Raw genomic sequence first — 13816 nt, forward strand, 5'->3', positions numbered from 1 at the left:
GATCGGCGCGCCAGAGGGTCGGGCGGCCGCGGGGGTGTTGTAATGGCATCCGCGAGGAAAGTCCGGGCTCCGCGGAACGACGGTGCCGGGTAACGCCCGGCGGGGGTGACCCCAGGGACAGTGCCACAGAGAGCAGACGGCCAACCCTCGGCGCAAGCCGGGGCGGTCAGAGTGAAAGGGTGCGGTAAGAGCGCACCGCGCGCCTGGTAACAGGGGCGGCACGGCAAACCCCACCGGGAGCAAGATCGAATAGGGGTGGCACATGGGCTTCGTTCCGGCTCGTCACCCGGGTTGATTGCTTGAGGCGGCGGGCAACCGTCGTCCTAGAGGAATGGTCGCCCAACTTTCGACCGAAGGGTCGGAAATGGACAGAACCCGGCTTACAGACCCTCTGGCATCCTCGCCTGATCGCATGCAGACTGCCCGAAAGACGTGGGGGATGTGATGCGTATCGACCGGGCAGGACTGATGGGTGCAGGCATCGTGATGGCGGCGATCGCTGCGCAGGTCGCGGCACAGGGGCCCGCAACCACGGTGCAGCAGGATTTCGAAGCGGCCGCGGCGCTGGATGCGAAGGGCGACAGTACCGCTGCGCTTGCGGCCTGGACGACGCTTGAGGCGCGAACCAAGCCGGGATCACGGAGCCGGGGCATTGCGCTGATCCGCAAGAGTGCGGCGCTGTTCAAGCTCGACCGGTCGGACGATGCGGTGACCGCGGCACGCGACGGCCTCGCCCTGTTGCCTGCAAGCGACGCTACGCTCGCCGAGGATCGGTGGCGGGCCTATTTTGATCTGGGCCTCATTGCGCAGAATGCGCTCGATTATGCGGGGGCGAGCGTTTCGTTTGCTAGCGCCGCCGCTGCGGCGGACGGAGCGTCGTTGAAGGTCGCGGCGCTGTTGTCCCTAGCTGACACGACGACGTTTACTGACCCCGCCGCCGCGGATGCAGCGCTTGCGAAGGTCGATGCGCTCGTCCGGACGGCGCCTGCCGATGCGGATGTAAAGGCTCTGATCGCGCGGCGGCGCGCGATCCTGGCGCTGAACCGGGGGCAGTATGAACAGGCGCGGACGCAAGCGGTTGAGGCGGTCAAATTTTATGGCGGGATGACGTCGCAGACCGATTCGCGCGACGTTTCCGCGCGGTCAGATGCGGCGATCGCGTCACTGTTGGCGGGCAAGAGCGAAGAGGCCCGCCGGTACATGGCGATGACCGGCGCGGGCCGGTTGAGCAAGGGGGAGTTTGATCCGGCGGTACAGATGGAGGTACCCGCCTGCGGTGGCGAGGCCGATCTGAGGCCTGCGGACATGGCGGTTGTTGAGTTCACGATCGACAATGACGGCGTGGTGCGCGGCGTCTCGCCCATCTATGCCGCAGGCGGTGGCGCGGTGGCGCTCGAATTTGCGCGTGCCGTCCGCGACTGGTCATGGACGCCCGAGCAGACCAAGTCCTTTCCCGCGTTCTTCCGCTACAATATCCGCGTCGAGATGCGCTGCTCGACCGCGTTCGAGCGGCCGTCGATCACCAAGTTTCTCGACGCGGACATGGCGGCCTGGCTCGAGTCCAAGGGGTTTGCGCTACCGGTACGCGAACGTGGCGCGGATGCCGCCGCCATCGTCGGGCAACGTGCCGCACTTGCGGCGGCGGAGGGCAAGTCGGGGCCGACATCGCTCGCCACGCTGCCACCCTTGTACCAGCTCGTCGGCAATGCGGTCGTGGGTCGTGAGGAGGCGCATGAGCTGGCGCAGCGGGCGTTCGCTATTGCTCAGGCAAACGGCGCCCCGCCGATCGCGCTGCTCCCGCTCGACATCCGTGTGCGTGAGACCGAAAGTGCCGATAGCTGGAAGCAGGGTGCCTATGCCCGCGCTATCACGCCGCTGCTGTCGAAGCCCGGTTATGCGCAGAATCCGCAAGCGCGATCGGCGCTGCAACTGCTCATAGCGGATTCGACCAAGAGCCGAAGCCGGCGTGTGGCGCCGTTACAGGCGGTCGCGGACGACAAGGGTTTGGCAGCGAACGACCCGATGCGTGTCGGTGCGCTGATCCGGCTGGCGTCGCTACAGCAGCAGGCGGGGGATCCGGTGGCGGCACGTGCCACGTTCGACCGGTCGGGGCTGGCGGCCAGCCAGTGCGCGATCCTCGATGCCCCGCCCCGATTCCTTTCGGCCGGCGGCACGTTCCCGGATGAGGCCCGCATCTGGGGATTTGAAGGCTGGACCCGGACACAGTTCGATGTGGGGGCGGACGGCAAGGTGCTGAACGAGCGCGCCGTGCTCAGCTATCCGCCGTTCGTTTTCACCAAGGCCGGCACACAGACCGTCGCGGGCGCCCGATATACGAAGACGTTTCGCCCCGATGGCGGTGTCGGCTGCGGCGGGCTGTCGCAGAATGTCCGGTTCAAGATGCCGGGATGATCCTGCCCTCCCCGTTTGGGGAGGGACTGACGTCAGACCAGCACCTTGTCAGGCCTACCGATGTCGTCGAGAACAGTATCGGCGGCGATCTCCATCAGCGGTTTGATGTGGCCGTCGCGCATGTCGTAGACCCAGCCGTGCAATGCCAGTTCCTGGCCCTTGGCGAACGCATCCTGCACCGTCTTGGTGCGCGCGAGGCGAACGAGCTGGTCGCGGACGTTGACCTCGACGAACCGGTTGACCTTCGCTTCCTGGGTCGGCTGCGCATCGATCTCGTCGCGGTGATCGCGCAGCACTTCGCGCGCCGTGTCGAGCCACTCGTCGACGGGACCGTCCAGGCCACCTTGCAGCGTACCCATGATGCCGCCGCAACCGTGATGGCCGCAGACGATGACATGCTTCACCTTCAGCACGTCGACCGCATATTGCAGCACCGACATGAGGTTCAGGTCGTGATCGTTGACGAGGTTGGCGATGTTGCGGTGGATGAACATCCCGCCCGGCTGAGTCATCGTCATCTGTTCGGGACTGACGCGACTGTCCGAGCAGCCGATCCACAAGAATTCCGGCTTCTGGCCGACCGTCTGGCGGCTGAAGAAGTCGGGATTCTCGTCGGTATGCTCTGCGACCCAGGCCTTGTTGGCGAGCAGCAGCTGTTTGTAGCGTCTCATGTGTACAGAACCTCGCTCGATGGCGCGTTGATCAACGCGGCACGCTTGCCGGCGATATCGCCGCGCAGGCTGACGGTGATTCCGCGATATTCCGCGCCTTTGATGAACGCGTTGATGATGTCGATATTGTCGAGGTCGACATAGCTGGTCGACGACAGATCGATCAGCACCTGGGTATTGTCGGGCACGCGGTTCAGCGACTTCTGCAATTCATATTTGTGGATGAAATACAGGTTGCGGCGCGCACGGACGAGGCAGTCGTCGCCATCGCAGGCAAAGGTGATCGCGGTACGGAAGTTGCGTGCAATGACGAATACGAAGCCGACAACTATGCCAATCACGATGCCCTCGAGCAAATCGGTGAACAGGATCGCGCCGACTGTGACGACGAAGGGGATGAACTGCGTCCAGCCCTGCTTGTAGCGTTCCAGAAACAACTTCGGCTTGGTCAGCTTGTAACCGGTCGCGATCAGCACCGCGGCAAGCGCGGAGAGCGGGATCAGGTTAAGTAGCGACGGGATCAGTGCAACGCTGATCAGCAGCCAGAAGCCGTGGAGCATGGTCGAAAGCTTGCTCTCCGCCTTGGCGTCGACATTGGCCGACGATCGGACGATCACCGACGTGACGGGAAGCCCGCCGATCATGCCCGACAGGATGTTACCCCCGCCCTGCGCGAGCAACTCCCAGTTCTTGTCGGTGGAGCGACGGCGCGGATCGATCTCGTCGACCGCTTTCACGCTGAGCAGCGACTCCAAGCTCGCGACGATTGCGAGCGTGACCGCAGTTGTCCAGACGATGCCCATGCTGATGCCGGAAAAGTCCGGGAGCGTGAACAGCGTGGGAAATTCGGAAAGCTTCTGCGTGACGGGTACCTGGACGAGATGTGTCGCCTGGAGCTGCCAATCAGGCTTGACCGCGCCCAGCAGCGCGTTGCCGAGCACGCCGATCAGAACGACGACGAGCGGGCCGGGGACAAACCGGAGCGGGCCATTCTTCGGTTTCGCGCCGTCCCACCAGAACAGGAATGCCAGGCTGATCCCGGCAATCAGGATCGCACCGGGGGTCACGCTCGCGCTCAGGCTGTCGATGATTCGCGAGAAGGTGTTGACGCCGTTGGCGGTGGAGAATTCGAAGATCCCCTCGGCCTCGCGGTCGAAGCCGACCGCGTGCGGAATCTGCTTGAGGATAAGGATCAGGCCGATCGCGGCCAGCATCCCGGTGATCACCGAGGAGGGCACGAATTCGCTGAGGATACCCGCGCGCGTCAGCGAAAAGCCGATTTGAAGCACGCCCGCCAGCACGACGGCCATCAGGAACATCTGGTAGCTCGGCATGCTTTCGATCGCCGCGAGGACGATCACGGTCAAGCCTGCAGCCGGTCCGCTGACCGACAAGGGAGATTTTGAGAAGAGCCCGACGGCGATGCCGCCGACGATCCCGGCGATGACACCCGCGAACAGTGGCGCACCTGACGCTAGCGCAACGCCCAGGCACAGGGGCAGGGCGACAAGGGCGACTACGATCGACGCGGGAAGATCGGCCCGCCACGTGCTTAGCTTCGGAATGAGAGTTTGCACCAGGGCTCCTGTCGCCGCGACGTCGGCCGGGATGCGCCCGGAGCAGACGCTTTACCCTATGCCAGATGACAATTTATTCATGTTCATTAGGCGATGAACGCCTCCTGACTCAAGGCGCAATGTCGGTCCCGGCCGCACGTGCGGCCGCGTGGCTTGATCGTTTGGCGGTGCGGTACGCGGTTGCGTTGTCGGTGGGGACGCCTATCTCGAACGGCTATGGCGCGAAGCACGACACGTACACCCGATTGGGGATTTCCGCGGTGGCGCGGCTATGGCTCGAGCAGCGAGGCGGTGACGGTTCGATTGTGCGACCGGCACGGCTGCAACGAACCCGGCAATTGCCCGGCGCCGAAATCGCCCAACAGCCCGGACCGCTGGTATTTCTGCATGACGCATGCGGGCGAGTATAATCGCGGCTGGAATTATTTCGAAGGTCTGAGCGCCGAGGAAGCCGCCGAGCGCGAGGCGGCGGAGACGCGTACCGCGGACGGCTATGCGGATCCGAAGCATTATGCCTGGGCGGGGTCGGGCGACGGCAGCCGGTCGCGCGACGAGATGCGCGCGCTTGAAGTGCTGCAGCTCGAACCTGATGCGACGTTCGAGGATGTCCGTGCCGCGTGGCGGCGAATGGCCAAGGCCAATCACCCCGATGTGCGTCCGGGCGACAAGGATGCAGCAACGCGGTTCCAGGGTGTCCAGGCCGCTTACGAGGTCTTGCGCGCCGCAGAGGATGCACGGACGTGGAAGCCGGCGTGATCCGCGTGCTGGCAAGCCGCTGGCAGGGCAGCGTGCTGGTCTGCGGCAAATGTTCGAAAAAGCTCTCAGGTGGGTTCGGCGACAAGCGCCGCACGCCGCTCGCCAAGCTGTTGCGCGCCGCCCTCGGGCTGAAGAAGGGGCGCAAGGCCGACCGCGGCGTGGTCGAGGTCAAATGCCTCGGGGTATGCCCCAAGAATGCGGTCGTGATGATTGATGCGGCCAGGCCCGATCGGTGGATGCTGGTCCCCGCCGGCGCCGACGCTGGCGAGATCGTAACGACGCTGCGCGGGGGTGATGCCGCTCCGCCGTCCCCTTCCCGGGTGGAAGACGGCCTCAAGGCCGCCTAGCTGGCGTAGCGTTCGGCGGTCTCGCGGATCAACGCGATCATGTTCGGGATTCCCTGCGTCCGGTTCGAACTGAGTTGCTTGCCGAGATCGAACGGCGCCAGTTCCGCACCGATGTCGGTCGCGACGATCGCCGCCGGCGGTCGGTCCTGCACTGCTTGCAGGACGAGCGCGATGATACCCTTGGTGATCGCGGCGTTCGAGTCCGCGAGGAAATGGAGCCGGCCGTCGTCGGTCTTCATCGGATAGACCCACACGGATGCCGAGCAGCCGCGAACCAGCGTCGCATCCGTCTTCAGGGCATCGGGCATGGGTTCGAGATCGCGTCCGAGGTCGATCAGCAGGCGGTAGCGGTCGTCGGGTTCGAGGAAGTCATATTCCTCATGGATATCGGCTAGCTTGGGCATGGCGTCGCGGTACTCCCGCGTCATCTCGCCCGCAACCGCTGCGCGTGTCGCGGGACACGATTGCCGCGCTACAGGTCGACCCCGGCGGCGATCGCCTCCAGCTTCTTGATGCGTTCCTTCAGGTCGGCGATCTCGATGCGCGCACCGGTCGACACCGCAACGGGCAGGCCGGTGTCGTGCGCCTGGTCGAGCTCCAAGCGCCTGAGCGACAGCCATCCGCGCCAGCCGGCGAGTCCAGCGGTGACGATCATCGCCAGCGCCACCAAGCTGGTCAGTGCGAGCGTGATATAGACGTTCGGTTCGGTCATGTCCGCCTCCTCCTAGCGGTCGCGGAGCCGCTCGATCTCTCGGTCGAGATCGACGCTCTTGTGGTTGTCGGTGATGACGCGTTCGAGCACCTGGATGCGCTCCTTCATCTGGCGCACCTTGTCGCGCAGTCGCAGCGTGTCGGCGGTATCCGCCGGGGCGGAGAGCAATCCTTGCGCATGGCATCGCGCCCGGAGCACGCGGGAGACCGCCACGATCAAAACGATACAGACGACCATCGTGAAGGGATTCATCGGTCAGCTCCTGAATACGGATTAGTTTAAGGGGCGCTCGTCGCGGAGCAGGTCGATCTCGTCCGCCAGGCCGATCCCGCGGTCGGTGACGATCCGTTCCAGTACCCTCACACGCTGTTCGAGACGTTCATTCTGTGCCGCATATTGTGCGGACTTTTCGGCGACGAGTTGGGCATCGATTTCCATCCGGCGCTGCCGATAGGCGAACCAGGGCTTCACGAAGACGCCACCGAAGATCGCGAGCAGGCCGCAGGATATGCCGAGAATGGGGATGAGCAGGGGGCTGATCATGGCGGCGTCCTCTATCTTGGCTGGAGGCGGAGAGCCTCGATCTCGCGGGCGGTACGCTCCGCGGGATCGGTGGCAATGCGCTCAAGAACGGCGATTCGCTCTTCGAGACGGGAGACCTGGCCAGTCAGGCGCTCGTTTTCGCCGGAAAGCAGTTCCAACTTGCGGGCGTCGTTCGGGTCGACCCGGTGCGTCTTTCCGCTCCACTCATCCTCCAGCGCATAGCCGTGCTTTGCGCGGATCCAGTTGTTGATCACCCATCCCATCGTCGTGATCGCGATGATCGCGACGACGAAACCCGGTCCACCCCAATTCATCGTCATTCTCCCCGTCTACGCCGCGTCTCAGCGCAGGCTGTCGATCTCTGCCGCGAGGCTGCTGCTGCTCCGGCTGGTATAATGCGTCTCGATGTCGGCGAGACGACGGTCGATATCGCGGAACTTGCTGCGGACCTCTGCGGTCGAACGCTTCGGGTTCGAGCGGACGCCCTGCCAGAACTTCGCGTCGTCGGGTGTTTCGTACAGACCGAACGGCTTTGGCTGTCCCATCCACGCGACCAGCCAATAGGCGATCAGCGTCCAGGGAAAGCCCCCGGCCAGCGTCAGCAGGACGACCGAGACGCGGACGATGAGTACATCGATCCCGGTATAGTCGGCGATCCCCGCGCAGACGCCCTTCCATTTGGCATTCTGCTTGTCGAGGTAGAATTGAGTGCGGCTGGCGGACATTTCAGTTCCTCCGATCCATGTTGCGTTCAAAGCGGGTGTCGATCGGGCGGTCAGCCTGGCGATCGGACAGATAGGACGACTGGCTGGTGCCGAGGCCGGGCTTCCAGTCGGGATTGTCGGCGGCGATGATCCGCTCGACCGTCAGCACCCGGTCCTCGAGTCGGCGGGCGAGAAGCTGCATCTCGTCGAGCAGTCGTTCGTCCTCATCGGTGATCTTGGGTGCGGTCTTCCACTTGGTGACATAATGCAGGATCAGCCAAGGCAGCCCGACGAGCGCGCCGAGAATGGCGACGAGTCCTTCGAAATCCATTTCAGTCGTCCTTCTTCAGGCGGGCCTTGAGCGCGGCGAGCTGGGCATCGACCTTGTCGTTGCTGCGCAGCTCGGCGATCTCTTCCTCGAGCGTCTTGACGACGCCGAGCCCCATTGCGTCGGCGCGACCCTCCGCCTCGTCGACGCGGCGGTCGAGAATGTCGAAGCGGCTGAACGCCTCGTGCGTCTTCGGGCCGTTATACATCTCGCGAAGCCGGGTGCGGTTGTTCGCGCTTTCCAGCCGCGTCTGCACCGCATTCTGCTTGGTCCGCGCCTCGCGCAGCTTGGTCTGCAGCTTGGCGATGTCCGCCTCGGAGGCGCTGAGCGCGTCGTCGAGGACGCCGACTTCCGCCTTGAGCTGCTCGGCCATGTCGGATGCCTTCTGGCGCTCGACCAAGGCTGCCTTGGCAAGATCCTCACGGTCCTTGCTCAGCGCGAGCTCGGCCTTCTCGGTCCAGTTTTCCTGGAGCTGTTCCAGCTTCGCGATATGGCGGCGCATCTCCTTCTGGTCCGCGATGGTGCGCGCGGCGGAGGCGCGAACCTCGACCAGCGTTTCCTCCATCTCCAGGATGATCATCCGGATCATCTTGGCCGGATCCTCCGCCTTCTCAATGAGGTCGGCGAAGTTGGCGGCGACGATGTCGCGGGTGCGGGAAAAAATGCCCATGTAAATTCTACTCCAGGGTCTTCGTGCGGCGGACGAACCTTATGCCACGATTGCGGTGTGTCGCGTAGCGGGCGCCTGATGCGCGGGCGCCACGGCCGCGAGAATGAAGGTGGCGCTGACCACGAAGGTGCAGGCGAGCGTGGCGACGGTGCGGACGATGTCGGTCTTGATCATGATGTGTCCCCTTTGAGGCGATGGTTGGTTCCGCCGTTGGGCGGGTTGTCCAAAGCTTTGCATCAGTCGTGCCAGTTTTAGAAAAGCCCGGAAATCATGCGGTTGTGCCGGCTGAGCGTCGAGCGCGCAGATTGTTCCTTGCTATGCGTTGGGAATTTCCGCCACACTTTGGCAATGGAGAGAACAACGCAGGTCATCGGCCAGTCCGGCGCGTTCATGGGAGCGCTGGAACGTGCGTCGCGCGCGGCGGCGCTCGACCGACCGGTGCTCGTGATTGGGGAACGCGGTACGGGCAAGGAACTGGTCGCCGAGCGACTCCACCGGCTGAGCCCGCGCTGGGACCAGCCACTCGTTATCATGAACTGCGCCGCGCTGCCCGAGACGCTGATCGAGGCCGAATTGTTCGGACATGAGGCCGGCGCGTTCACCGGTGCGACCAAGGCACGGGTCGGGCGGTTCGAGGAGGCAGATGGTGGAACCCTGTTCCTTGACGAGCTGGGTACGCTGTCGATGGCGGCGCAGGACCGATTGCTGCGTGCCGTCGAATATGGCGAGATCACCCGGATCGGCTCATCGCGGCCGATGCGCGTTGACGTCCGGATCGTGGCTGCGACGAACGAGCATCTGCCCGACAAGGTGATGCGGCATGAATTTCGCGCCGACCTTCTCGATCGGTTGTCATTCGAGGTCGTCACGCTGCCCCCGCTGCGTGCGCGCGCCGGCGACGTGATGGTGCTGGCGGACCATTTCGGTCGACGGATGGCGTCCGAGCTCGGACGCGAGCGGTGGGAGGGGTTCGGACCCTCCGCACGCGCTGCGCTGGCGGACTATGACTGGCCGGGCAATGTCCGTGAGCTGCGTAACGTCGTCGAACGCGCGGTCTATCGCTGGGAGCATGAGGGGCCGATCGATGCGATCGAGATCGATCCGTTCCAGTCGCCGCACAGGCCAGGCGCTGCGGATCGCAAGCCAATCCAGCCGCCGGCCGCGGTGGCGCCGTCTGCCGGCGGGACTGGTAACGCGGCAGAGGATGACGCCGACGATCCGGTCGTCGCGTGCGAGGACGGGCCGTCGGATTTCAAGTCGCGCGTGTCCCGGTTCGAGCGCGACCTGCTGTCGCGTGCGCTGGCCGAGCATCGGTTCAACCAGCGCGCCACCGCCGAGGCGCTCGGCCTCAGCTATGACCAGCTGCGGCATGCCCTCAAGCGCCACGAGCTGTTGCACGCCGGCGGCTGATCGACGTCCGATCCGCTTGTGTAACGACCGTCCGGGGACCATTTGGGGGCCGCGGGCGTTTGACGTCCGACCCCATTCACCCATTGTCTTTAAGGAGACTCCTGATGGCTTTCGAACTTCCCCCGCTGCCTTACGCCTATGACGCGCTCGAGCCCGTGATCGATCAGGAAACGATGAAGTTTCATCATGACAAGCATCATGCGGCTTACACAGCCAAGCTGAACGAGGGCGTCGAGAAGGACTCCGCGCTTGCGGGCAAGTCGATCGAGGACATTCTCGGCATGATCTCGTCGCAGCCGCCGCTCGTGCGCAACAATGGCGGCGGTTTCTGGAACCACGACTTCTTCTGGAAGACGATGGCAGCCAAGACGGGGCAGGCGCCGTCGGGCAAGCTCGCCGAAGCGATCGATCGCGACTTCGGTAGCCTCGACAAGCTCAAGGACGAGTTCAACACCAAGGGTGCGGGGCAGTTCGGATCGGGCTGGGCATGGCTGATCGCCGATGACAGCGGCAAGCTGAAGGTCACGAGCACGCCGAATCAGGACAACCCGTTGATGGACGATGCCAAGGAGCCCGGTACGCCGCTGCTCGGCAACGACGTCTGGGAGCACGCCTATTACCTGACGTACAAGAATGATCGTCCGGGCTATCTGAAGGCGTGGTGGGATATCGTGAACTGGGACGTCGTCGGCGAGCGCTACGCGAAGGTCGCTGGCTGAGCCGATCCCGTTACCGTCATCCCGGCCTTACCGGGATGACGGTTTATAATTACCCTTCGGGCGGCAGGTCGGTGACGGCCTTGTCGCCCGTTTGCAATCCATGCTTCAGCAGCATCGGAATGTTGGCAAAGGCGAAGATCAACGTCATCGGGATCGCGCCCCAGAGCTTGAAGCCGACCCAGAAATCCCACGTGGTGTTCCGCCAGACGACTTCGTTCAACACTGCCATGAACACGAAGAACACCATCCAGTTGCGCGTGAGCTTGCGCCAGCCCTCGGCGGTCAGTCCTGGATAGGCGGTGCCGAGCAGCGACTGAAGCAGCGGGCGTCCGGTCACCAGCCCGAAGGTCAGGATGGCAGCGAACATCGCGTAGATGATCGTGGGCTTCATCTGGATAAAGCGCTGGTCATGGAAATAGATCGTCAGGCCGCCGAACACGACGATCAGCGCACCCGACATCCACAGCATCGGCGAGATATGTCCCGCCTTTACCTTCGAAACGATCATCGCGACGATCGTCGCGACGATGAACGCGGTCGTCGCGGTGACGACTCGCGCGATCGGTGCGCCGGGGGTGAGGAAGTTCACCGCGAAGAAGATCGCCAGCGGACCATAATCGATCGCCATGCGCAGGCCGGGAGACAGGGGGGGCTTGGTCACTATTGTATCCAGGAATTGCGGTAAGACCAAAGAGCGGGGCGGCGTGTTATTTTCGGACGCTTTCGACGCCCGCGATGATCCGGCTGACCTCGTTTGCGTCGAACGGGCGCAGGTCCGTCATGCCTTCGCCGATACCGATCGCGTGGATCGGCAGGCCGTATTTCTCCGCCGCTGCGACCAGCACGCCGCCGCGCGCGGTGCCGTCGAGCTTGGTCATCACGACCCCGGTCACGCCCGCCACTTCCTTGAAGACCTCGATCTGCTGGAGCGCATTCTGCCCGGTCGTCGCATCGAGGACGAGGACGATGTCGTGCGGGCTCTCGGGATTGATACGGCCGAGCACGCGACGGATCTTGGCGAGCTCGTCCATCAGTTCGCGCTTGTTCTGCAGGCGGCCCGCGGTGTCGACGATCAGCACGTCGATCCCCGTCTCGGTCGCCTTCTTTACCGCATCCCAGACGACGCCTGCTGCGTCGCCGCCTTCCGGTCCGGTGACGATCGGCACGCCAACGCGCTCGGCCCAGGTGCGCAACTGGCCGATCGCAGCGGCGCGGAACGTGTCGCCTGCCGCCAGCATGACGCCGTAATCCTGTTCCATCAGCAGATGCGCGAGCTTGGCGATGGTGGTGGTCTTGCCCGACCCGTTGACGCCAATCACCAGGATAACCTGCGGGCGTGGGAAGGCGTCGATCTCGAGCGGCTTGGCGACCTTGGCGAGGACCTTTTCGACCTCTTCCGCGACAATGACGCGGATGCCGAGCTCTTCCATGTTGCGCTCGAAACTGCCCTCGGCAAGACGATGGCGGATGCGGCCGGCGGTTTCGGGACCGAGGTCCGATGCAATCAGCGCCTCCTCGATCTCGTCGAGCGTCGCATCGTCGAGCCGCGCGCCGCTAAGGCCCGCAAGATTGCCGACGAGCCGGTCAGAGGTACGCTTGAAGCCGCCGATGAGTTTGTCGTGCCAGCTTGGGGTGGTGCTCATAGGGATTCCCGTGTTGCGCTCAGGCGCTCGCCCAGAACGCCGGTGATCGTGATTCGAAGGATGTCGCCTGGTGCCGCAGGCGCGTCCAGCAGGACTTCCGCGAAATTTCCGACATGGCCGCGGTCGCCCGGACGTTCGACCAGCAGGTGCTGCGTCGTCCCAACCAGCTTCTGCAACCATGCCGCGCGAACAGCCTGGCCCGTCTCGCGGAGGATCGCGGCGCGTCGGCGGCGGATCTCGGGCTCGACCTGCGGCATCCGGGCGGCGGGTGTGCCGGCCCGCGGTGAATAGGGGAAGATGTGCGAATGGACGATGTCGCAGTCAGCGATCAGCGCATGCGTGTTCTGGAACATCGCCTCGTCCTCGGTCGGAAACCCGGCGATCAGGTCCGCGCCGATCGCGATGTCGGGACGGGCGGTCTTGAGCCGCTGGACGAGCGCCACGCTCTGGGCGCGCGAATGACGTCGCTTCATCCGCTTCAACACCATGTCGTCGCCCGCCTGGAGCGAGAGGTGGACATGCGGCATGATCCGGGGCTCGGTCGTGAGCAGCGCGAAGAGCCTGTCGTCGATCTCGATGCCGTCGAGCGACGACAGACGGAGCCGCTCGAGCCGCGGCACCGCGTGCAGAATGCGCTCGACAAGCTGGCCGAGCGTGGGGGCGCCGGGAAGATCGGGGCCATAGCTGGTCAGGTCGACGCCGGTCAGAACGATCTCGCGGTGTCCTGCATCGACCAGCCCGGCAATCCGGTCGACGACTGCGCCTGCGGGGACCGAGCGGCTTGGCCCCCGTCCGAACGGGATCGCGCAGAAGGTGCAGCGATGATCGCAGCCGTTCTGGACCTCGACAAAGGCGCGGGCATGCGACGAAAAGCTAGCAACCAGATGCGGCGCGGTTTCGCGAACCTGCATGATGTCGCTGACGACCACCGGTGCGAGCGTGGCCCATGCGGCTGGGGAGAGCTTGTCGGCATTGCCGATCACGCGATCGACCTCGGGCATCGCCGCGAAGGCACCCGGGTCGATCTGCGCTGCGCATCCGGTGACGACGATCTGCGCATCCGGGCGATCGCGCCGGGCCCGGCGGATCGCAACCCGCGTCGCCTTCACTGCCGCATTGGTGACGGCGCAGCTGTTGACCACGACCATGTCCCGCCCGGCGACGAGCGCGCGGATGGTCTCGCTTTCGGCGATGTTGAGACGGCAGCCGAGGCTGACGACCTCTGGCAGCGGGGCAGATGGCATGATGCGCGATCTAGGAGGGGCGGGGGGCAAAGTCCACGGCTTGCAGCGCCGGGCTAGAGTAAGGATGGAGGCTCGGCAGT

At 64.6% G+C, this 13816-nt stretch carries 19 protein-coding genes and 1 other RNA gene; 6 read left to right on the forward strand and 14 right to left on the reverse strand.

Annotation, left to right across the window (positions count from 1 at the left end; all coding sequences use genetic code 11):
* The first annotated feature begins 10 nt into the window (after positions 1–10).
* An RNA gene (rnpB, locus tag C8J24_RS11635) (RNase P RNA component class A) lies at positions 11–399 on the forward strand.
* A 45-nt stretch (positions 400–444) separates the two neighbouring features.
* Entirely contained in the window at positions 445–2412 is a 1968-nt protein-coding gene (locus C8J24_RS11640; protein ID WP_107932443.1) for an energy transducer TonB, read from the forward strand.
* 32 nt (positions 2413–2444) lie between these two features.
* Here the strand turns inward: C8J24_RS11640 and C8J24_RS11645 are convergent, their stop codons facing one another.
* Together C8J24_RS11645 and C8J24_RS11650 are read right to left on the reverse strand one after the other, a co-directional pair.
* The gene (locus tag C8J24_RS11645) at positions 2445–3083 is read right to left on the reverse strand and encodes a carbonic anhydrase (protein WP_107932445.1); all 639 of its coding nucleotides are present in this window, start codon (positions 3081–3083) and stop codon (positions 2445–2447) included.
* The gene (locus tag C8J24_RS11650; protein WP_051916675.1) at positions 3080–4660 is read right to left on the reverse strand and encodes a SulP family inorganic anion transporter; all 1581 of its coding nucleotides are present in this window, start codon (positions 4658–4660) and stop codon (positions 3080–3082) included. Before C8J24_RS11650 ends, C8J24_RS11645 begins: the two co-directional genes overlap by 4 nt.
* Before the next feature lie 216 nt (positions 4661–4876).
* Between C8J24_RS11650 and C8J24_RS11655 the strand changes: the two genes are divergently transcribed.
* Complete coding sequence (locus C8J24_RS11655; protein ID WP_031439670.1) at positions 4877–5416, forward strand: J domain-containing protein; 540 nt, start codon at positions 4877–4879, stop codon at positions 5414–5416.
* Positions 5413–5763 carry a (2Fe-2S) ferredoxin domain-containing protein gene (locus C8J24_RS11660; protein WP_244180644.1) on the forward strand — a complete coding sequence of 117 codons (351 nt, stop codon included), beginning with the start codon at positions 5413–5415 and terminating at the stop codon, positions 5761–5763. Before C8J24_RS11655 ends, C8J24_RS11660 begins: the two co-directional genes overlap by 4 nt.
* On the opposite strand, the gene C8J24_RS11665 is transcribed toward C8J24_RS11660, so the two are convergent.
* The 9 genes from C8J24_RS11665 to C8J24_RS17985 all read right to left on the reverse strand — a co-directional run bounded on the left by C8J24_RS11665 (position 5760) and on the right by C8J24_RS17985 (position 8894).
* A complete protein-coding gene (locus C8J24_RS11665) occupies positions 5760–6167 on the reverse strand; it encodes a SufE family protein (RefSeq protein ID WP_107932859.1) in 408 nt (135 codons plus the stop codon). The two genes, C8J24_RS11660 and C8J24_RS11665, sit on opposite strands and share 4 nt — an antisense overlap.
* Before the next feature lie 68 nt (positions 6168–6235).
* Positions 6236–6475 (reverse strand): hypothetical protein, encoded by a 240-nt coding sequence (locus C8J24_RS11670; protein ID WP_107932447.1) that lies wholly within the window; start codon positions 6473–6475, stop codon positions 6236–6238.
* Positions 6476–6487: 12 nt separating this feature from the next.
* The gene (locus tag C8J24_RS11675) at positions 6488–6727 is read right to left on the reverse strand and encodes a hypothetical protein (RefSeq protein ID WP_107932449.1); all 240 of its coding nucleotides are present in this window, start codon (positions 6725–6727) and stop codon (positions 6488–6490) included.
* 21 nt (positions 6728–6748) lie between these two features.
* Positions 6749–7018 (reverse strand): hypothetical protein, encoded by a 270-nt coding sequence (locus C8J24_RS11680; protein ID WP_031396338.1) that lies wholly within the window; start codon positions 7016–7018, stop codon positions 6749–6751.
* An 11-nt stretch (positions 7019–7029) separates the two neighbouring features.
* A complete protein-coding gene (locus tag C8J24_RS11685; protein WP_056680443.1) occupies positions 7030–7332 on the reverse strand; it encodes a hypothetical protein in 303 nt (100 codons plus the stop codon).
* Between the two features lie 27 nt (positions 7333–7359).
* A complete protein-coding gene (pspC, locus tag C8J24_RS11690; RefSeq protein WP_031396336.1) occupies positions 7360–7743 on the reverse strand; it encodes an envelope stress response membrane protein PspC in 384 nt (127 codons plus the stop codon).
* 1 nt (position 7744) lies between these two features.
* A complete protein-coding gene (gene pspB / locus C8J24_RS11695; RefSeq protein ID WP_037528521.1) occupies positions 7745–8053 on the reverse strand; it encodes an envelope stress response membrane protein PspB in 309 nt (102 codons plus the stop codon).
* 1 nt (position 8054) lies between these two features.
* The gene (gene pspA / locus C8J24_RS11700; RefSeq protein WP_031396334.1) at positions 8055–8720 is read right to left on the reverse strand and encodes a phage shock protein PspA; all 666 of its coding nucleotides are present in this window, start codon (positions 8718–8720) and stop codon (positions 8055–8057) included.
* Positions 8721–8759: 39 nt separating this feature from the next.
* Positions 8760–8894: a hypothetical protein gene (locus C8J24_RS17985; protein WP_260171278.1), complete on the reverse strand. Its 135-nt coding sequence runs from the start codon at positions 8892–8894 to the stop codon at positions 8760–8762.
* Positions 8895–9068: 174 nt separating this feature from the next.
* On the opposite strand from C8J24_RS17985, the gene pspF reads away from it, so the two are divergent.
* The gene (pspF, locus tag C8J24_RS11705) at positions 9069–10130 is read left to right on the forward strand and encodes a phage shock protein operon transcriptional activator (protein WP_107932451.1); all 1062 of its coding nucleotides are present in this window, start codon (positions 9069–9071) and stop codon (positions 10128–10130) included.
* 104 nt (positions 10131–10234) lie between these two features.
* Entirely contained in the window at positions 10235–10849 is a 615-nt protein-coding gene (locus C8J24_RS11710) for a superoxide dismutase (protein ID WP_031396332.1), read from the forward strand.
* Positions 10850–10898: 49 nt separating this feature from the next.
* Here C8J24_RS11710 and C8J24_RS11715 read toward each other — a convergent pair whose 3' ends face one another.
* From C8J24_RS11715 to mtaB, 3 genes are read right to left on the reverse strand one after another with little or no spacing between them, the layout of a single operon-like run.
* Positions 10899–11510, reverse strand: a complete 612-nt coding sequence (locus tag C8J24_RS11715; RefSeq protein ID WP_269082969.1) for a septation protein A — start codon at positions 11508–11510, stop codon at positions 10899–10901.
* Between the two features lie 46 nt (positions 11511–11556).
* Positions 11557–12492: a signal recognition particle-docking protein FtsY gene (ftsY, locus tag C8J24_RS11720; RefSeq protein ID WP_031396330.1), complete on the reverse strand. Its 936-nt coding sequence runs from the start codon at positions 12490–12492 to the stop codon at positions 11557–11559.
* A complete protein-coding gene (gene mtaB / locus C8J24_RS11725) occupies positions 12489–13736 on the reverse strand; it encodes a tRNA (N(6)-L-threonylcarbamoyladenosine(37)-C(2))-methylthiotransferase MtaB (protein ID WP_107932453.1) in 1248 nt (415 codons plus the stop codon). The genes ftsY and mtaB overlap by 4 nt, the downstream gene beginning before the upstream one ends.
* Between the last annotated feature and the right edge of the window lie 80 nt (positions 13737–13816).

The organism is Sphingomonas aerolata, from assembly GCF_003046295.1.
In the GTDB taxonomy this organism is placed as follows: Bacteria; Pseudomonadota; Alphaproteobacteria; order Sphingomonadales; family Sphingomonadaceae; genus Sphingomonas; species Sphingomonas aerolata.